The organism is Nonomuraea sp. NPDC050383 (assembly GCF_044459125.1).
In the GTDB taxonomy this organism is placed as follows: Bacteria; Actinomycetota; Actinomycetes; order Streptosporangiales; family Streptosporangiaceae; genus Nonomuraea.
In genome coordinates this window covers 245260-262577 of the sequence record NZ_JBITIP010000010.1, presented here as the reverse complement: position 1 = coordinate 262577, position 17318 = coordinate 245260, and the positions used below count along the sequence as shown (strand labels likewise).

The 17318-nt window shown below is 71.1% G+C and carries 17 protein-coding genes and 1 pseudogene; 12 read left to right on the top strand and 6 right to left on the bottom strand.

Translation table 11 applies throughout. The features are described from left to right. Positions 1–237: 237 nt before the first annotated feature. On the top strand, positions 238–612 hold the full coding sequence (locus ACIBG4_RS25535; RefSeq protein WP_397203943.1) for a DUF2255 family protein: 375 nt from the start codon (positions 238–240) through the stop codon (positions 610–612). A gap of 351 nt (positions 613–963) precedes the next feature. Continuing rightward, positions 964–2457 carry a phosphoesterase gene (locus ACIBG4_RS25530; RefSeq protein ID WP_397203942.1) on the top strand — a complete coding sequence of 498 codons (1494 nt, stop codon included), beginning with the start codon at positions 964–966 and terminating at the stop codon, positions 2455–2457. A gap of 645 nt (positions 2458–3102) precedes the next feature. On the opposite strand, the gene ACIBG4_RS25525 is transcribed toward ACIBG4_RS25530, so the two are convergent. Continuing rightward, on the bottom strand, positions 3103–3522 hold the full coding sequence (locus ACIBG4_RS25525; protein ID WP_397203941.1) for a heme-binding protein: 420 nt from the start codon (positions 3520–3522) through the stop codon (positions 3103–3105). A 103-nt stretch (positions 3523–3625) separates the two neighbouring features. On the opposite strand from ACIBG4_RS25525, the gene ACIBG4_RS25520 reads away from it, so the two are divergent. Then, the gene (locus ACIBG4_RS25520; protein ID WP_397204000.1) at positions 3626–4051 is read left to right on the top strand and encodes a MarR family winged helix-turn-helix transcriptional regulator; all 426 of its coding nucleotides are present in this window, start codon (positions 3626–3628) and stop codon (positions 4049–4051) included. A gap of 257 nt (positions 4052–4308) precedes the next feature. Here ACIBG4_RS25520 and ACIBG4_RS25515 read toward each other — a convergent pair whose 3' ends face one another. Together ACIBG4_RS25515 and ACIBG4_RS25510 are read right to left on the bottom strand one after the other, a co-directional pair. Beyond that, positions 4309–4590 (bottom strand): Tn3 family transposase, encoded by a 282-nt coding sequence (locus ACIBG4_RS25515; RefSeq protein ID WP_397203999.1) that lies wholly within the window; start codon positions 4588–4590, stop codon positions 4309–4311. Between the two features lie 26 nt (positions 4591–4616). Next, positions 4617–4826 (bottom strand): annotated as a pseudogene (locus tag ACIBG4_RS25510) (Tn3 family transposase); the annotation flags it as partial. A gap of 241 nt (positions 4827–5067) precedes the next feature. On the opposite strand from ACIBG4_RS25510, the gene ACIBG4_RS25505 reads away from it, so the two are divergent. From ACIBG4_RS25505 to ACIBG4_RS25495, 3 genes are all read left to right on the top strand, one after another. After that, entirely contained in the window at positions 5068–5421 is a 354-nt protein-coding gene (locus ACIBG4_RS25505; protein WP_397203940.1) for a hypothetical protein, read from the top strand. Between the two features lie 105 nt (positions 5422–5526). Next, positions 5527–6834, top strand: a complete 1308-nt coding sequence (locus ACIBG4_RS25500) for a PLP-dependent cysteine synthase family protein (protein WP_397203939.1) — start codon at positions 5527–5529, stop codon at positions 6832–6834. Beyond that, positions 6831–8075, top strand: a complete 1245-nt coding sequence (locus ACIBG4_RS25495) for an MFS transporter (protein WP_397203938.1) — start codon at positions 6831–6833, stop codon at positions 8073–8075. The genes ACIBG4_RS25500 and ACIBG4_RS25495 overlap by 4 nt, the downstream gene beginning before the upstream one ends. 215 nt (positions 8076–8290) lie before the next feature. On the opposite strand, the gene ACIBG4_RS25490 is transcribed toward ACIBG4_RS25495, so the two are convergent. Then, the gene (locus ACIBG4_RS25490; protein ID WP_397203937.1) at positions 8291–9157 is read right to left on the bottom strand and encodes an NAD(P)H-binding protein; all 867 of its coding nucleotides are present in this window, start codon (positions 9155–9157) and stop codon (positions 8291–8293) included. A 115-nt stretch (positions 9158–9272) separates the two neighbouring features. On the opposite strand from ACIBG4_RS25490, the gene ACIBG4_RS25485 reads away from it, so the two are divergent. Beyond that, on the top strand, positions 9273–9962 hold the full coding sequence (locus ACIBG4_RS25485) for a TetR/AcrR family transcriptional regulator (RefSeq protein ID WP_397203936.1): 690 nt from the start codon (positions 9273–9275) through the stop codon (positions 9960–9962). A gap of 414 nt (positions 9963–10376) precedes the next feature. Here the strand turns inward: ACIBG4_RS25485 and ACIBG4_RS25480 are convergent, their stop codons facing one another. Further along, complete coding sequence (locus tag ACIBG4_RS25480; RefSeq protein ID WP_397203935.1) at positions 10377–10913, bottom strand: hypothetical protein; 537 nt, start codon at positions 10911–10913, stop codon at positions 10377–10379. A gap of 578 nt (positions 10914–11491) precedes the next feature. Between ACIBG4_RS25480 and ACIBG4_RS25475 the strand changes: the two genes are divergently transcribed. From ACIBG4_RS25475 to ACIBG4_RS25460, 4 genes are all read left to right on the top strand, one after another. Continuing rightward, positions 11492–12622 (top strand): sensor histidine kinase, encoded by a 1131-nt coding sequence (locus ACIBG4_RS25475; protein WP_397203934.1) that lies wholly within the window; start codon positions 11492–11494, stop codon positions 12620–12622. Beyond that, positions 12619–13266, top strand: a complete 648-nt coding sequence (locus ACIBG4_RS25470; RefSeq protein ID WP_397203932.1) for a response regulator — start codon at positions 12619–12621, stop codon at positions 13264–13266. Before ACIBG4_RS25475 ends, ACIBG4_RS25470 begins: the two co-directional genes overlap by 4 nt. Before the next feature lie 533 nt (positions 13267–13799). Further along, positions 13800–15131 (top strand): glycosyltransferase 87 family protein, encoded by a 1332-nt coding sequence (locus tag ACIBG4_RS25465; RefSeq protein WP_397203931.1) that lies wholly within the window; start codon positions 13800–13802, stop codon positions 15129–15131. Positions 15132–15367: 236 nt separating this feature from the next. Beyond that, positions 15368–15718, top strand: coding sequence for an STAS domain-containing protein (locus ACIBG4_RS25460; protein ID WP_397203930.1), 351 nt, complete (start codon positions 15368–15370; stop codon positions 15716–15718). Between the two features lie 9 nt (positions 15719–15727). On the opposite strand, the gene ACIBG4_RS25455 is transcribed toward ACIBG4_RS25460, so the two are convergent. After that, entirely contained in the window at positions 15728–16144 is a 417-nt protein-coding gene (locus ACIBG4_RS25455) for a MarR family winged helix-turn-helix transcriptional regulator (RefSeq protein WP_397203929.1), read from the bottom strand. 212 nt (positions 16145–16356) lie between these two features. On the opposite strand from ACIBG4_RS25455, the gene ACIBG4_RS25450 reads away from it, so the two are divergent. Beyond that, a complete protein-coding gene (locus tag ACIBG4_RS25450; protein WP_397203927.1) occupies positions 16357–17295 on the top strand; it encodes a hypothetical protein in 939 nt (312 codons plus the stop codon). The last annotated feature ends 23 nt before the right edge of the window (positions 17296–17318 follow it).

Genomic DNA, 17318 nt, shown 5'->3' with positions numbered 1-17318 from the left:
AGGTCGGTGATCTTGATCCAAGCCCGCGCCTTTACAATGTAGATTTCTATGTGGAACCCACGATCGAGTGCCGCCGATCCGTGACCGCCGGCGTCAATGGGGCACGACAAGCACTGATGCCTCGCGGCATCGACCGCCCGGCTGCTGCTCCGCCCTGCCGCACGCTCCGGCGCACCGGGTCCGTGCCGCCGCCCGATCCATCAGCGGCTCTCAGCCACCCGCGAAGGAGACACGCCCATGACTGTCTGGACCAGCGAAGAACTGCAGCGCATCGCCACCGCCGAGGAAGTGGACATCGCTCCCCAGCGCACCGACGGCAGCCTGCGCGAGCCCACCACCATCTGGGTGGTCCGCGACGGCGACGAGCTGTTCGTGCGGTCCTGGCGTGGCGGTGACGGAGCGTGGTTCCGCGCCGCCCGCGCCAGCCACTCCGGCCGCGTCAGCGCCGCAGGCGTCACCAAGGACGTCGCCTTCGCCGAAGAGACCGACCCGGCCGTCAACGACCGCGTCGACGCCGCCTACCGCGCCAAGTACGGCCGCTACAGCTCCTACGTCGAGCCGATGGTCGCCGCCTCCGCCCGCGCCACCACGCTCAGACTCCTGCCGCGCTGACGCGTTCGCCCGGCGAGGTGCGGATAGTACGGCCCCCGCGATGGCGACGACGCCCACCAGCGCTTCGGCCGCGACTGCGGGCGCCCGGACGCGGGGCCGAGGCCGGGCATGTCCGGCGCGCCCATGACGCCGACCGCTCAGGGAGCCGGCGCCCGGCGGCGGTGCCGGCCTGTGGCGGCCTGGACCGCCGCATCGCCGCCGACGGCACGGCCCCGGGTGTGAGCGGCCGGGTAACGCTCTGAGCAGTGGCAACTCGTTGTTCTCGGTCATCCCGGCCACCGTTCATGCCACGTTAAAGGCTCTCTTGGAGGTTTGTGGACTGGCACCCCACCCTGCACGAGAGGCTTCACTGTGAAGAACAAGAAGGCCCAGGAGTCCGAGCAATCCGGGCTTTCACGGCGCCGGCTGGTCAAGTACGCCGGTGTCGGCGCGACCCTGGCCGCGGCGGCCCCCCTCGTGGGCGGCACCCCGGCGCAGGCGGACGACGAGCGCAAGTTCGGCAACGGCGGCAACAACGGGCGCATGTGGCGCGCGGGCGATCACCACATCCACTCCGAGTACAGCGGCTCGTTCGACACCAAGACGAACCCGCCGACCTTCCGCAAGGGCGCCGACGCCGTCTACCCCATCGTCACCAATGCGATCATGTCCAAGTACTTCGGCCTGACCTGGGCGATGTGCACCGACCACGGTGGGCCGACGCACTCGAAGGTCAACCTGGAGCAGGCCTACCCCGACCTGCTGCGCTCGCGCGTGCTGGTGCCGGAGGTGCTGCAGTTCTGGGGGATGGAGTTCGACGCCCCGGCCCTGGACCACCACACCCTGATGATCCCGCACCACGCCGACGAGGCCCTGCAGCTGTTCGAGCTGGAGAGCCGCTTCGCCAAGCTGGACGCCTTCCCCAGCGATCCGGGCCGCGACACCGAGGCCAAGATGGTGGAGTTCCTCAAGGCCGCCCGCGACATGCGGCAGAAGCCGCTGGTGATCGCGCACCACGCGGCCCGGTCGGCGACGGGCCTGGGCGTGTGGGGCCAGGACACCCCGCGCGAGTTCCGTAACGGCAACAACGCGGCGCCCGACGTCTACGTCGGCTTCGAGGGCGCCCCGGGCCACCAGGCGGGCCCGCTGAACGGCGGCGCCCGCGGCGGGTACGGCAACCACCCGACGTACGGCGGCTTCGACCAGATGACCGCCCGGGTCGGCGGCCTGTGGGACGCACTGCTGGGCGAGGGCCGGCACTGGTGGATCACCGCCACGTCCGACTCCCACGTGCACTGGACGCGCGGCGGCTCGGACTTCTGGCCGGGCGAGTACAGCAAGACGTACGTGGCGGCGCGCCAGGACTACGGCGACATCATGGACGCCCTGCGCAACGGCCGGATCTTCGTCACCACCGGCGACCTGATCACCGCCCTCGACATCACCGCCGGCAGCCAGGGGCGCAAGGCCACGGTGAGCGAGACGCTCGTCGTCGAGCGCCGCAACCGCACCGACGTCGAGGTCGAGATCCGGTTCCGGCCGCTGGACGGCGAGAACGCCAACGGCGACCGGCCGCAGGTGCGGCGGGTCGACCTGATCGTCGGCCAGGTCACCGGCGTGAGCGCCGACCTCGACGCCGACACCAACCCCACCACCAAGGTCGTGGCGCGGTTCGGCCCGAACGACTGGCGCCGGCAGGGCCAGGACCACGTCATCAGGCACACCCTGCGTGAGGTGGGCCAGGACAGCTACCTGCGGGTGCGCGGCACCAGCACCGACGAGATGGAGCCGCAGGCCGACGGCAAGGAGAGCCCATGGGAAGACCTGTGGTTCTACTCCAACCCCATCTTCGTCCGCGTCCGCTAGCTCACTGACACCTCGGACCGACGGGGTGGCCCCTGGCATGCGGGCTGCCCCTTTCGGTCCGCGGTGTCGGGTGAGAGGCGTGCCCTGCGACAGTCGTGACCACGTCCGGCGATCGACCCGCGGTTCCGGCGGACGAACCCGCGGCTGACCCGGAAACTCCCGGGCCACGGTGTCCTGGAAGCGCCCGGCGGGCGGTGCCCCCGCTCGACGCGGCTTGAGCAGCAACCGAACGGAAAACGGCGTTAGCGAGCCGGTTCAGGCGGAGTTACCGCCGTTGGCCGTTCGGATGCGGGTGGCGTAGACCCTGTGGGCTTCCCGTTCGGCGGGGCTGGCAGCGTCGGCGGCCACGGTTCCGCCCCCTCCGTCGAGACATGAATCCCCGACTCCATACGGCTGCACGGTGCATTGCTCTTGGCCGAGCGGATCAGCGCGGTTCTGGCCAGCTGTGGATGATTAGTGGAGGGGGTTAGGTGAGCGTTCGTGGCCGGAGGGGCCGCGTGGATCGCCGTGGCTTGGTTTGGGGTTGGTGGGCGGACGGCGACCGCGCGGACTGGAGCAGGTGCAGGGCGAGCATGGAGACCTCCTGTCGTCGAGGGCTCCGATGAGAGGCGCGGCTACGTGGAGCTCCTGACCAGGTGGCCAGGCCTATGCTGACGCGGAGGGTGACAGGGAGCCGACCCCGACATCGGCGCACTGGTCATCCTGTTCGAGCGTCCCTCCGGCGATCGCGATCGCACCGACGACGACATCGCCGCGCCGGATCAGCCGAGCGGCCCTACCGGCCACGATGGGTGTTCCCGCCACGTCAACTATCTGCGCGAACACCGCCGGGTAGGCCTGCTGCAGGCCCATCAGGTCACTGTCGTCGCGACGAAACAGCGCAACGCTGGATGCTTTCGCCGGGGCGATACGGGCCGACATCGGAGACGCGCCGTCCATGCGATCGAGAACCTGCAGGTGCCCGCCGCCGTCGACGATTGCGACCGTAACCGTCGCGCCGATTCTGGCAGGGTGCTCGCGCACGCGGTCGCTGACGGCCCGAGCTTCGTCCAAAGTGAGCGACATCGTTCCTACCTTCAATCTCTTGGTTCGACCAATCTTGGTCGAACCAAGAGTATCCCACTTCGTTGGATGAACCAAGGGATTGGCTTAGGCTTCGTGCGTGGAGATGAACGAAGCGCCAGCCCGTCTGCGCTGCAAACCCAGCTGGCTGATCAACAGGGCTTCCGCTCGGGCGCATCGACTCATAAAGGAAACGATGACCGCTGCCGGTGGGCACGCCTATCACTTCGCGATCCTCGCCGCGCTGGACGAGTTCGGCCCGGACAGCCAGGTGCAGATCGGCCAACGATGCGGAATCGACCAGAGTGACATGAACACGATGCTCAATGAGCTGGTAGAACAAGGTCACGTCGTGCGCGCCCCAGACCCCGCCGACCGGCGCCGCAACCTGGTCACCCTGACCGCCGCCGGGCGACGACGGCTCGAAGACCTGGATACGACACTCACCGGGGTTCAACACGACATCTTGGACGCCCTATCGGCCACCGAGCGTGACACGCTCACCGGTCTGCTCACCCGTATCCTCGGCTAGCCTTCGCCTCCACTCGGGAGATCGGCAGATCAACATCCGTGAAGAGGGTCGCCCGGTTCGGCTCGTTCGAGGAATTCCTGGACACCGAGGGCCCGGAGAAGGTCAACCCGGCCAGCCCCGCGACCAGCGGCTCGCCGACATCCGCCGCATCTACGGGCCGGAGAAGGAAGCCCTCGGCGTGCCGGCCATCGAGATCGAGCTGGTGACCAGCCCAGCGACCTGACCTGCCCCGATGCGCTCGCGGCGCTTTCCAGGTGTCAAAGGTCGTCGTCCTCGGCGGCGTCGGGGTCGCGCAGGTCGCGGATGGCGCCGGGCGCCGGCTCGGGCAGGACGAAGCTGTAGGCGCCGTGGACCCCCAGGTGCCGGTTCACGAACGGTGACAAGCGGGCCATGTCCTCATCGCGGACCGGGCAGCCTTGGGCCTTGAGCTGTCGGACGGCGGCGTCCAGGTAGCCGGTGGTCCACAGCACGACGCAGTCCAGGACCAGGCCGAGCACGCCGAGCTGGTTCTCCAGGCCCCGCTCATAGCGGTGGTACAGCTCACCTCCCTCCTGCCGTGGCAGATCTTGCGGGCCAGGGCGTGGCGGCCTTCCTGCAGGTTGCGGATGTGCTTGATGTCGCGGCGGCAGGTCTCGTCGGTGTCGATGCAGGCCAGGATGTGCAGGGACTTGAAGATCCGGTCGCAGGAGGCGAAGGCCTCCCCGAGCGCGGTCGGGTGGCCGTCGCGCTGCAGCATGGTGACCACGTCGTAGGCGCGGACGGTGCCGGCGTAGATGGAGCCGACCGGCCAACGGCGGTAACTCCGTCCGAACCGGCTCGCTAACGCCGTTTTCCGTTCGGTTGCCGCTCAAGCCCGTCGACGCGGCGGAGGCAGGACGAACAGCCTTACCGGAACCTTTGCCACGGCCCAGCGCGCCAGGCCACCGCAACGAGCATTACTGTAGGTGATGCTCATGACACGCACAGTTCGCTCCCGTGGGCCGGCGGCATCTCGGGCCGGCCGGTTGATGGCCCCTGTGATGCTGGCGATCGCCCTGGTCCTCGATGTGGCGTTCGCCCATGGCGGGGCCTGTGCGGCCATGGAGCTGGCCGAGCTGGCGACCCACGGCGCTCCGCCGGGCCTCAGCGCCGCCGAGCCGGCTGATCATGACGAGCTGTGCCAGCATCGCAGTCTCCCGGAGGATCATCGGCATGGCACCGAGCGGGACTGTTCGGCGATCGGCCCGGCGGACCTGCCGACTTTCGTGGCGATGCCGGCGACCCTGTCCATCGCCTCTGTCACCGGCGGCGTCGAGGCCCCTCCACGCCGGGCGGCCCAGGCTCGCCCTGCCGCGCCCTGCCGGGCGAATCTCTGTGTGATGCGCATATAGGACCCGCGACATCCGTCAGTCGCCCACGTCCGCACGTGGTTCGCGGCCATCGCGCTCTTGTGTCACGCCGCCGCGAATCGCGTTGTCCCGTTCGGAGATTCGTCAATGTCATCACCCGCGATTTTCGCGTGCCCGCAAGCAGCGTCATCGGCCGGATGTTCCTCGCTCTCGCTCACCGTCGGCAACACGCCGCTGGCGTTCATTTCCGAGCCGTTCGTGCCGGGAACAGGAGGGTTCTGGGCCAAGCTCGAAGGCTTCAACCCGGGCGGCATCAAGGACCGGCCCGCTCTCCACATGATCCGCCAGGCCCGCGCCCGAGGCGACCTGGCCCCGGGCGTGACGATCATCGAGTCGACCAGCGGCACCCTGGGCCTCGGCCTGGCCTTGGCCGGCATCGTCTTCGGCCATCCGGTCGTGCTGGTCGGCGACCCCGGCATGGAGCCGCTCATGTGCCGGCTGCTCACCTCCTACGGGGTACGCCTGGAGATCGTCACCGAGCCGCATCCGACCGGCGGCTGGCAGCGGGCCCGCCGCGAACGGGTGCGGCGGCTGCTGAACGACATTCCCGGCTCCTACTGTCCCGACCAGTACAACAACCCGGACAACGTCGAGGCCTACGCCGGGCTGGCGCACGAGCTGCTGGCCCAGCTCGCCCACATCGACGTGCTGGTGTGCTCGGTGGGCACCGGCGGGCACAGCGCGGGCATCTTCGGCGTGCTGCGCCGCCACTTCCCCGGCCTGAGGCTGGTCGGCGTCGACACCGTCGGCTCCACGATCTTCGGCCAGCCGGCCCGCTCCCGGCTGATGCGTGGCCTGGGCTCCAGCATCCACCCGCGCAACGTCGCCTACGACGCCTTCAGCGAAGTGCACTGGGTCAACCCCGTCGAGGCGGTGTGGGCCTGCCGTACTCTGGCCGCCCGGCATTACCTGTCCGGCGGCTGGAGCACCGGCGCCGTCGCCCTGGTGGCCCGCTGGCTGGCTCGCACCAACCCGGAGCAGACGATCGTCGCCGTCTTCCCCGACGGGCCCTGGCGATACTGGAGCACCGTCTTCGACGACACCTACTGCCAGGCCCACGGGCTGCTCGGCAGCGGCCCCGCCGATGAGCCGGACGTGCTGAGCGTGCCCACCGAACGCGAGGTCCACCGCTGGACCCGGTGCGTCAATGTGACCGACCCGCTGGCCGGCCTCCCGGCTGACGCCCCGACAGGCTCCACTGCCGGCCCTCCGACCGACTCCCTCGCCGACCCCCCGACCGGCCCCCCGCACGACTCCCCCGCCGACCCTCCGACCGACCCTCCGACAGACTCCCCCGCCGGTCCTCCGACCGACTCCCCCGCCGGTCCTCCGACCAACCCCTCGACCGATGCCCCTGCCGACCCCTCGACCGGCCCGCAGGCGGGCACGCGATGAGGGGCACGCTGCGGGAGTTCCGGTCCTTCGACCGGCCGATCCAGTTGCTGCAGATCAACCAGGCCGGCATCAACTTCGGCTTCTACATGCTCATGCCCTACCTGGCCCAGCACCTGGCCGTCGGCGCCGGCCTGGCGGCCTGGACGATCGGGCTCATCCTGGGCCTGCGCAACGCCAGTCAGCAGGGCATGTTCCTGATCGGCGGCACCCTGGCGGACCGGATCGGCTACAAGCCGATGATCATGGCCGGATGCGCGCTGCGCACCCTCGGGTTCGCGCTGTTCGGGCTGACCACGTCCGTGCCGCTGCTGATCGTGGCCGCCGTGCTCACCGGGTTCGCCGGCGCGCTGTTCAACCCGGCGGCCCGTGCCTGCCTCGCCGTCGAGGCGAAAGAGCGCAAGGTGGCCGCGTTCGCCGTGTTCAACGTCTTCTACCAGGGCGGCATCCTGCTCGGACCGCTGGCCGGCATCGCCCTGCTGAACGCCGGGTTCACCGCCGTGTGCCTGTCCGCCGCCGCCATCTTCGCCGTACTGACCGTCCTGCAGGGGCTCTGCCTGCCACGGCGGCGCGGCATGGGTCCGGCCCGCCGGCCGGTGCTGCGCGAGTGGCGGCAGGCGTTCGGCGATCGGGCGTTCCTCTCCTTCGCCGCGGCGATGATCGCCTCCTACGCGCTGTCGTTCCAGATGTATCTGGCCCTGCCGCTGGAGGTGCAACGCCTGGGCGGCGGCCAGGCAGGGGTGATGGCCCTGTACGCGGTGTCGGCGCTGCTCGGCATCGCCGGACAGGTACGCCTGACCGCCTGGTGCGCGCAGCGGTGGAGCCGCGGCCAGGCGATCAGCCGCGGCCTGGCGCTCATGGGCGTCGCCTTCCTGCCTCCGGCCGCCCTGGCACACCTGCCGCCGGCAGGGGGATGGGCGATGCTGCCCGTCCTGACCTGCACCGTCCTCCTCACCGCGGGCACGCTGATCGCCTTCCCGTTCGAGATGGCCACCATCGCCGACATGGCCGGCGACCGGCTGATCGGCACCTATTACGGGATCTACAACCTGGCCTCGGGCGCCGGCATCCTGGCCGGGAACCTGGTGGCCGGCACCCTGCTGGACGTGGCCCGCACAGCAGGGCCGGCCGGCCTGCCATGGGCGCTGCTGGCCGCCGCGGGCCTGGCCTCCGCGGCGGCCGTCCGGCGCCTGGACCGCCGCGACCGGCTGTCGCCCGCCACCCAGGTGGCCACCGCCACCTGAACTCGAACGCCTCGCGTACGCGGCTGAGGGCCGCCGGACCGCCACATCGTTCATGAATCCTTCCCAGCTTCTTGGACGTCCCGGCGGTCTCGCCGGCGTGAGCCGGAACCGCCGGCGGCACGGGCAGGCATGAGCGCGACGGGACACCGCCGACCGTGCAGCAGGTCGTCTTCCGAGGTCACGGGCCTCGCGACGAGCACGGGACCGTCGGCCGGTCAGTTGTCCGTGGTGGGCAGCGAGCCGCGCAGGTAGTCCTCGATCGTCGTCACGGGACGGCCGAGGAGATCGGCCAGGGTTGGGTCGGCGGGCCCGAAGTCGCCGCGCCGGCTGGCGGCGAACATGCCGACCATCAGCTCGGCCGCCGGTGCGGGCAGCCCGGCCGACAGCAGACCCTGCCGGTATTCCTCGTCGGAGATGACGACGTGCCGGATCGCTCGGCCGGTGATGCGCGACGCGATCTCGGCCACGCGAGTCATGTCGATCGCTTCCGGGCCGGTCAACGGCGGGGTGCGGCCGTCGAATCGACCGTCGACGAGGATGCGTGCGGCGGCCTCGGCAAGATCGGCGTGGGCGGTCCACGCGACGGGTCCGTCCTGCGGGACGCGTAGCTCACCGGTGTCCAGCGCGTGCCGCAGCAGCTGGGGCACCGTCGAGGCGTAGAAGCCGTTGCGCAGGGAGGTGAACGCCGTTCCCGACGCCTGCAGGGCTTCCTCGGTGGCGGCGTGGTCGGGCATCGGCGGGAACGGAGACGACGGGTCGGCGCCCATGTGGCTCGTGTAGAGGATGCGCTTGGCGCCTGCCGCCACAGCGGCGTCGATGGCGTTGCGGTGCAGGCGCACGGCTTCGGCGCCGGTGCTGTTCGCCGACACGATCAGCACGTGGGACGCGCCCTCCCACGCCTCCCGCAGGCTCGCGGGCTCGGCGAAGTCGCCGTGCCGGACCCGCACGCCACGTCGGGCGAGGCTCGCGAGTTTCCGCGGGTCGCGGACGCTGACACCGATCTGCTCGGCGGCTACGAGCCGCAGCAGATGGTCCACGACGGCACCGCCGAGCTGACCACTTGCCCCGGTGACGATGATCATCGCTTTCTCCCTCTCATGAGTGCGAACCGCCGAAGCCGGCTCGCTATCGCTGGAACCATGATGACCATAGCACTGTTAATAACGACGGAAACACGGTTGTGTTATCGTTGGCCACGTGGACAGCAGAGAGGTCGACTCCCCGCGCGAGCGCATCATCGCCGCAGCCCTGGAGTTGCTGGGGGAGGGCGGCGAGGAGGCGGTCTCCACCCGAGCGGTCAGTGCTGCCGCAGGGGTGCAACCTCCGACCATCTATCGCTTCTTCGGCGACAAGCAAGGACTGCTCGACGCGGTCGCGACCCACGGCCTGCACGCCTACCTCGACACCAAGTCCGCCGTTCCGCTGTCCGACGATCCCGTAGCCGACCTGCGCCGAGGGTGGGACCTGCACGTGGAGCTGGGCCTGGCGCGCCCCGCCCTCTACACGCTCATGTACGGCCGGCCGCGCGCCGCCGCCTCACCGGCCGCCCGTGCCGCCGCCGACATCCTGGCCCACCACATCCGACGCATCGCCGAAGCAGGCCGCCTACGGGTGCCCGAAGCACTCGCCGCCGGTCTCGTCCACGCCGCCGGCTCCGGTACGACCCTCGCCCTCATCGCCACGCCCGAAGATCAGCGCGACCCTGCCCTGTCACCCACCGCCCGCGAAGCGGTCATCGCTGCCATCACGACCGACCAGCCCATCGGACGCCAACCCGGACCAGTGACCGCCGCCGTCGCCCTGCACGCCGCTCTCCCCCACGTCGACACGCTCACCGCCGCCGAGAAGACGCTGCTGACCGAGTGGCTCGACCGCATCACCACTTGACCACCCCACCTTCCCGCACCCCCAGCTCGACCTCCCGCCAAGGCAACCAGGATCCCGCCAGAAGCACTTCACGAAAGGTTGTCGGGCTCTCCGAGGGATTCGCCGACACCGACGACGGCCTCACCGCCTGGGCCGGCCGCTGCCTCACCCTGGCCGGCCGCGGAGTGCGCTCCGACGAAGTCGCCGCTGAGACAGCCCGCCATGGGCGGCGCTTCATCGCCTGGCTCACCGACGGCCTCGGCCACGACCACCTGCCGGCCGTCACCTCGCGCGAGATCACCGACTGGCGCGACCACCTGGCCGCCGCACACCGCCACGTCACATCACGGAAGGGCTCTTTCCTGCAACGTTCTGGAGCGCGGCGCGCCACGGCTATGTCGGCACGTCGACGGAGATCCATGACTGGCAGCGCCTTCAGGCGTGGCGGCGGCGCCGGTGGTAGGCGTGGGCCAGGACGAGCACTGTCGGTCCCCACAGCGCGAGCGGGGTGATGCAGACCATGGCCAGCGCCTGCCACCAGCCGTTCTCGTACGCCATGCGGCCGGAGACGCCGACCCAGGTGAGTACCATCCAGACCGAGACCGCGGTCAGCACCAGCCCACCGGCCACGGCAGGAACGACCGCCGCCATCGGCGGCACGCGGCGGCCGCCGACGATCGGGATCCAACCTGGGGCCACCTCGCCCCACCGGCGCACCAGACCGATGCTGAGCAGCGCCGCCAGTTCGGTGAGCACACTGAGCCCGAAGACGTACGGGATGGTGATCCACAACGGCGACACAGGCGCGTCGTTGAGCTGCCCCATGTCGAAGTGAAAGGCGAACGGCAATCTCCACAGACACGAGGGCAGCAGCAGCCAGGGAAGCGCGTAGGCGGCACGCAGCGCCCAGCGTGGGACGGGTTGTTCAGTGTCGCTGGTGGCGGGAGCCTTGTGCAGCAGGTTGATGGTCATTCTTCTGCCTCCGGGACTGTCTGGATAACTGGATAGCGGTGTTTTTCGATCTTGATCCATCGGGTCGTCGGGGCCAGGCCGTCGAAGGTGACGGCGAAGGCCGGCCGGCAGTCATCCCGCGTCCACTTCTGCCGGCCGGTGCCCCAGCGAGATCGTTCTCAGCGCCAACGGCTGTTCATGGCTCTGGAGGGACCGCAGGACCCCGAAGGATCTCAAGGGCTGTTCGTCAGAAGGGACGGGCATCCCCCCGCCACCTCAGGGCGACGGCGGCGACCAGGACGCCCGCCGTACACGTCAGGGCGATCACCGGAGCCCTCGCACTCGCATCGGCCCCGGCGAAACAGGCCCGCACCGTCGACGGCTCGCGGGTCGGGACCCGCCGCCGCCCGCCCACTGGTGGTAGCCGGGTGCTCCGCAGACGGCGCTGGGCAGCAGCGCGCCGAACATCACCGGTCTCTTCCGTACCATCGTCGCCTCCCGGCTTCTGGGGTCAGCTCCCAGACTGCGCTCACGCGGGGAGGAAGACATCTGCCGATCGGCCGATTCGCCGGCGCGGGCCGCTGCCCTAAGGTGCCGCTATGAGACTTCTTGCAGGTGGGCTGGTGGTGACCGGCGCGCTCGCGCTCGCATTAGTCCTGCGGCCGCTTCCGAGCCCGCTCGTCGTCGTGCCCGCGATGCTCGCAGTCGCGGTCGCGGCCATGTCGCTTGTCTGGTGGCCGAGGACACGCCCCCTCCTCGCGGCGATCACGGCGGCCGCGGGTGTGGTCGGCGCGACGTGCACGCTCGCCTGGTTGGCCGGTCCCGGCATCTCCGGCGGTCCGTCGACCTACACCCACACGGTTGCCGTGCTCACGCTCATCACGCTGACCGTGCGCTGGGCCGCCGTACGGCAGGCAGTCCCGGCGGTGGCGGTGGCCGCGACCTCCGAAGCGCTGCTGGCGTTGCAGATCACTCAGCCGCCGCCCTCGGGCCTCGAAGCGGTCGCCCTCGCCCTCTTCTGGTCCATCGGCACGGCAGGCGCAATCGGTCTCGGCGCCTATCTCCGCACCCTCGACCGGCACCGGGTCGAGGCGGTCAGGCACGCCCGCCGCACCCAGCGCCTGCAGCTGGCCCGCGACCTGCACGACTTCGTCGCCCACGACGTCAGCGCCATGGTCATCCAGGCCCAGGCGGCGCAGATCCTGCTCGACCGCGATCCGTCCGAGGCCGCGGCGGCACTGCGGGCGATCGAGGAGGACGGCGCGCGGGCACTCGCGTCGATGGACCGGACCGTGCGTATGCTGCGCGAACTGGAGGGCGAGAGCGCCTCCGCCGAGCCACTGCCCGGGCTCGACAGCCTGCCCGATCTGGTACGGCGTTTCGCCGACGCGGGCTTCCCCGACACCGAGATGCGCGTCGAACCATCCGGCCCGGTGCCGCGCGAGGTCGCGACCACGATCTACCGCATCGTCGTCGAGGCGCTCACCAACGTCAGAAAGCACGCGCCGGCCGGGTCGAGCGTCGCCATTCAGGTGACCGACGAAAGGGGGGCGGTCGTCGTGACCGTGGCCGACCATGCGCGCGACCAGGCCCTGCCGCGTCTGCCGTCCGCCGAACGCGTCGGCGTCGGCTTGGCCGGGCTGGCCGAGCGGGTGCAGGCGCTGGGCGGCGAGTTCACCTCCGGCCGCGCCGCCGGCGGCGGCTGGGTCGTGAAGGCGGTGTTCCCATGACCATCCGGGTTCTGATCGCCGACGATCAGCCGACCGTCCGACGCAGCTTCCGCACGATCCTCGAGGCCCAGCCGGACCTGGAGGTGGTGGGCGAGGCGCCGGACGGCGTGACCGCGCTCGCCCTCGCCCGCGAGCTCCGGCCGGACGTGGTCGTCGCCGACATCCGCATGCCGCGCATGGACGGGCTCGAACTCACCCGACGCCTGGCCGGCCCCGAGGTGACGGCACCGATGCGGGTGATCGTCGTGACCACCTACGACCTCGACGAGTACGTGCACTCCGCGCTCCGTGCAGGAGCCTGTGGTTTTCTGCTCAAACACGCGGGGCCGGTGCTCCTTGTGGAGGGCATCAGGGCGGCAGCCGCCGGCGATGCCTTGATCAGCCCCTCGGTGACCGTACGCCTGCTGCGCCACCTCACCCCGTCACCCGCCCGCACCGGCGTGCCGGGCGAACAGCCACTGAGCGACCGCGAGCTGGAGATCGTCAAGCTGGTCGCCGCAGGCAAGTCCAACCCCGAGATCGGCGCCGAGCTGTTCATCTCGGCCGGCACCGCCAAGACCCACGTGGCCAATGTCCAGCGCAAGCTCGGTGTCCGCAACCGCGTGGGCATCGCCGCCTGGGCCTGGGAACACGGCCACGCGTGAACCAGCCGGGCGCTTCGGTTGAAGTGAGGCTCAGCTCGTCACCGGCGCACAGCATCCCACGGGAGATTCGGGTGACCTGGGATGGCGCTCCCTCGCCGGTCGTCGTCCCGGTTCCTGCGTGGTGATCGCTCGCCGGGCAGAGAGTGTCGTCTCCGGTGCCTGACCAGGTAGGCCGCTGACATTCATCCCGCGTCGGCCACTGCCGACATCCCCGCGCTCAACAGTTCTCGATCGCGCCCTCGGCCAGGCGCGCTGTACGGAGCCGAACGGCGGCGTGAGGCGGGTCTTGACCCGGCCGGACACCGGCTCCTCGGCGAGGCCCACGATCTTCGTTGCGCCGCCTCCATGACGATCACGGTCTCCGTCACGCCGGCTCTATGACGATCTTCATGACGCCGACCGTGGACGGGGCTGCCCCTGCGCCCTGCGAGGCGTCGTGAGAAAGCGCGCCTTCCCTGCGGAGTTCTTACAGACTCCGGACGTTCCGGCCCCAGAGGGCCTCGACCTGCGCCGGCGGTGGAAAGCTCGGCGGTGTGAGCAGGTACGGCGCCGGCCGGCGCATGGTGTGCGCTGTCGCGATCCTGTCGGCGCTGGTCGCCGTCCTCGTCAGGATGGCGCTCGGGGGCTCCGGTCTGCTCGGCTGGCATCTGGCCGGGTGGGCGCTGTTCGCCGCCGCCCTGTGGGTGGCGCGGACGCTGCCGGCAGGGCGTCTCACCGGCCTGGTCGTGGCCGGGGGCATCGCCGTGACCGCCACCGGCCTGGTGGCCCCGCCGAGCACCAGCACCGATTCCTACCGTTACGCGTGGGACGGCCGGGTGCAGGCGGCGGGCATCTCCCCCTACGACCACGCCCCCGCCGACCCGGAGCTGGCGTTCCTCCGGGATGACTGGCTCTTCCCCGGCGACTGCGCGGCGCCTCGTCTCGCTCCGCTCGGGGACGGAACGTGCACCCGGATGAACCGGCCCGCCGTGCACACGATCTATCCGCCGGTCGCCGAGGGGTACTTCCTTCTGGTGCACCGGCTCTCGCCCGAGGGGTCGCGGCACAAGGTCCTCCAGCTCGGGGGCGCGCTGATGGCGATCGCCGTGCTGCTCGCGCTGTGCCGATGGAGGGACGTTCGGACCGCCGCCTCCTGGGGCTGGTGCCCGGCCGTGCCGGTCGAGGCGGTGAACAACGCGCACGTCGACGTCCTGGGCGTGCTGCTGGTGGTGCTGGCGTTCTGCGTGGTCCGGGGCCGGGGCCGCGGGGCGCTGCTCGGCGCCGCGGTCGCGGCCAAGCTGCTGCCCGCCACCGCGTTGCCCGGCGCCCTGTCGGGCGTGCTCAGGCAGGGGGTGGCGTGGCGGCGGCGTCTCGTCGTCGTGGTGCCGGCCGCGCTGGTGGTCATGGCGGCGTACCTGCCGTACGCGCTGGTCTCGCGGGGCTCCGTGCTGGGCTATCTGTTCGGGTACGTGCGGGAGGAGGAGTACGCCGACCCCTCGGCCAAGAGCCGGTACGCGCTGGTGCGGCTCGCGCTGCCCGACTCCTGGGCGCCGTTCGCCGCGATCCTCCTGCTGGCGCTGGTCGTCCTGTACGTGCTGCGCGAGGGGGACCCCGAGCGGCCCTGGGCCGGGGCGCTGCTGGTCACCGGGTCGCTGTTGCTGCTGTTCACGCCCGCGTACTCCTGGTACGCGCTGCTGGTGGTCGCGATGGTCGCCATGGACGGCAGGTGGGAATGGCTCACCGTGGCTGCGGCCGGAGCGGTCGCCTACCTGTCCGGCCCGGCCACGGCGGCCTACGCGGTGGCGGGGCTGGCGGTCGGCGTCGGCTGGGCCGTACGCCGGTCACGCCGTTCCCCCGCACGGACACGAGGAGGAGCGCAGTCGTAGCTCTCCGGACGAGGGCAGCCAGGGTGTCCGCCGGGATCGCCGCCGATCGGCGCGCCGTTGACCGCGCCTCCGGAATTTCTTGCACAGGGCAAGGATCTGCTACGGTCGTGAACGGTGTGCCGGGAAGTCTGGTCGGCGTGGAAGTGTCATGCGATCGAAGGGCAGCCGTGAGCCGGAACCAGCCGCTTCCACCGGACCGCTCCGCCCTTCGGGTGCGGCAGTGGAGCGTGGGCCCGGTGACCGTCCTCACGCTCAGCGGCATGCTGACCTCCGACACCGCGGGCACGCTCGAGCGCCCTCTGGTCCAAGCCCTGGCCGCGCGCATGCCGCCGCTCGTCGTGGTGGACGTGTGCCGGACCGATGAGATCGACTCCGCGGGCCACACCCTGCTGGCCGACGCCGAGCGATACGCGGCGGCGGCGGGCGGCCGCCTGATCGTGGCCGGAGGGAGCGGACACGCCGCGGGAGCCACGGCTGCTGCGGCGGCGCCGACCCTGGAGGAGGCGCTGAGCGAGCTGGCCCGGCCGGTCCGGCGCGGTCCCACGCCTCCGCCTGAACCGCCTGGCGGCGAACCGGCCCAGGACTAGGAACGTCCGCTAGATCTCGTGCACCGCCTTCTCGTCGGCCGCCTGGGCGAACGTGCTCAGGGCCGCCACCACCGCCTCCCGCTGGTCCTGCGTCAACTGGCTCAGGATTCGCGCCAGGTCGCCGCGGCGATGCCGGGTGACCCCGTCCACGAGCGCCCGCCCCTGCGGAGTGAGCGCGATGCTCACCGTCCGCCTGTCATCAGCGGGCCGGCTGCGTCGCACCAGGCGCTTGGCCACCAGCCGATCGCACATCCGCGACGCCGTCGACTGGCTCACGTCCAGCGCGTCGGCCAGGGCCGCCAGCCGCTGCGGGCCACGCGCCGCGATCACCACCAGCACCCGGTACTGCGGAAGCGTCACGTCCCCGCCCGCCGCCGCGATCGACCGCGCCGCCACGCCCACCAACGCGCGGCTCGCTGTCAGCACCGACTCCACAACCGGATCGTCCTCCGACAACCGCTCAGCTACCGGAACGTCCACCGCACTCCCCACATGTCGACCATCGCCGCACCATCCAACCGCGATCATCGCGGTTTCCGCCGGGTCTCAGCCACGGCACCTTCCCCAGCAGCCCGGCTCTACCGGCGGCCCGGCCGGAGGTGTGGAACATCCGGGGCATCTCGTTCGTCCTTCGAGGTGTGACGAGCTCACCTGATCGTGACACGCGGCTGCGGGACGCGGCCGCCCGCGTGCGCCGGGCGGATCATCTTCGGCGGCAGCGTGAGGCGACGGCGGAGCAGATCCAGGCCGCCCGCCGTACCCTGGCCGGCCTGGAGCTGGAGCTGTCCAAGGAGGAGAACGACGTCACCCGCCTGGAAGGCGGGCTGTCCGCCGTCCTGGCCCGGCTGCTGGGCGACCGCGCGGAGCGGCTGGACCGCGAGCGCGCCGAGGCGGCCGCCGCCCGGCAGCGGGTCGAGGGCCACCGGGCCCGCCTGGCCCGGCTGGAGGCGGACGCGCGCGCCATCGAGGCCGAGCTGGCCGGGCTCGCGACGGCCCCGCGGGAGTACGCGGCGTCACTGGCCGAGAAGGAGCAGCAGCTCGTCGGCGGCGGTGACGCCCGCGCCAGGGAGCTGGTCGACCTCGGCGCCGCTCTGGACCGGGTGGTGGCGGACCTGCGTGAGCACGCGGAGGCGCAGCAGGCCGGAAAGGCCGCGCATGACGCGCTCCGTCAGGTGCTGCGCCATCTGAGCTCGGCCAAGAGCGCCTCCACCTGGGACGTGCTCGGCGGCGGCCTGTTCGCCGACGCCATCGAGCACGGCCAGTTGCACACCGCTGACCAGGCCGCGTGGCACGCCCAGCGAGCCCTGGACGTCTTCTCCCGCGAGCTGGCCGACGTCGGCGTCTCCGCACGTCCGCACCTGCCCAAGGTGGACACGCGGTGGTTCGTCGACACGTTCTTCGACAACATCATCACCGACCTGCTCAAACATCAGCGCATCGCGAACACCCACGCCGAAGTCGCCAAGACGGCCCAGTGGGTGCAGGACATGGGCGCACACCTGCGGTCCCGCACTGCCGAGCTGTGGGCCGAGCAGTCGCGGCTGCTGGCCAGGCGGGAGGCGCTGCTGCTCGGCTAGGCTCCCCCGGACCCAGGCCGCCG

Excerpts from the sequence above, each read along its gene's own strand:
- ACIBG4_RS25535 (WP_397203943.1), top strand. The coding sequence starts at position 238 with ATGACTGTCTGGACCAGCGAAGAACTGCAGCGCATCGCCACCGCCGAG.
- ACIBG4_RS25525 (WP_397203941.1), bottom strand. The coding sequence starts at position 3,522 with ATGTCGCTCACTTTGGACGAAGCTCGGGCCGTCAGCGACCGCGTGCGC.
- ACIBG4_RS25520 (WP_397204000.1), top strand. The coding sequence starts at position 3,626 with ATGAACGAAGCGCCAGCCCGTCTGCGCTGCAAACCCAGCTGGCTGATC.
- ACIBG4_RS25500 (WP_397203939.1), top strand. The coding sequence starts at position 5,527 with ATGTCATCACCCGCGATTTTCGCGTGCCCGCAAGCAGCGTCATCGGCC.
- ACIBG4_RS25495 (WP_397203938.1), top strand. The coding sequence starts at position 6,831 with ATGAGGGGCACGCTGCGGGAGTTCCGGTCCTTCGACCGGCCGATCCAG.
- ACIBG4_RS25490 (WP_397203937.1), bottom strand. The coding sequence starts at position 9,157 with ATGATCATCGTCACCGGGGCAAGTGGTCAGCTCGGCGGTGCCGTCGTG.
- ACIBG4_RS25480 (WP_397203935.1), bottom strand. The coding sequence starts at position 10,913 with ATGACCATCAACCTGCTGCACAAGGCTCCCGCCACCAGCGACACTGAA.
- ACIBG4_RS25475 (WP_397203934.1), top strand. The coding sequence starts at position 11,492 with ATGAGACTTCTTGCAGGTGGGCTGGTGGTGACCGGCGCGCTCGCGCTC.
- ACIBG4_RS25470 (WP_397203932.1), top strand. The coding sequence starts at position 12,619 with ATGACCATCCGGGTTCTGATCGCCGACGATCAGCCGACCGTCCGACGC.